Source organism: Corynebacterium sp. HMSC074A01, assembly GCF_001831515.1.
In the GTDB taxonomy this organism is placed as follows: Bacteria; Actinomycetota; Actinomycetes; order Mycobacteriales; family Mycobacteriaceae; genus Corynebacterium.
In genome coordinates, this window is record NZ_KV825619.1 from 1 (window position 1) to 457 (window position 457).

Sequence of the window (457 nt, forward strand, 5' to 3'; positions counted from 1 at the left end):
AGGTGACTTACCCGGATGGTTCCAAGGACACCACTGAGGTGACGGTGACCGTCGAGAAGCCGAACCCGACTGATGACGAGGGCGAGGAGAACCCCGGCGAGGGCCCGAAGGATCCGGAGACCAAGCCTGGTGATGCTGATAAGGACACCACGCCTCCGGTGATCAACGAGATCAAGCCGGGTGACAAGACCGTGACCGGTAAGGGCGATCGTCCGGGTGAGGACATCACGGTGACCTTCCCGGGTGGTAAGACCGCCAAGACCACCACGGATAAGGACGGCAATTGGAAGGTTGATGTTCCGTCTGGTGTGGAGCTCAAGCCTGGTGACAAGGTCATTGCGACCGACGGCGATGGCAACGAGTCCACTGGCACGGTTGGTATTGACGCCGGTAAGTGTGCCGCTACTGCGGTCGGCTTCGGTCTCCCGCTGCTGGCACTGATCCCGATCGGTCTGGC

The 457-nt window shown here is 61.3% G+C and carries 1 protein-coding gene; it reads left to right on the forward strand.

The annotated features are described in order from the left end of the window. Positions 1 to 457 (forward strand): Ig-like domain-containing protein (locus tag HMPREF2550_RS12270; protein ID WP_246819785.1); only part of this gene is annotated, 457 nt, incomplete at both ends.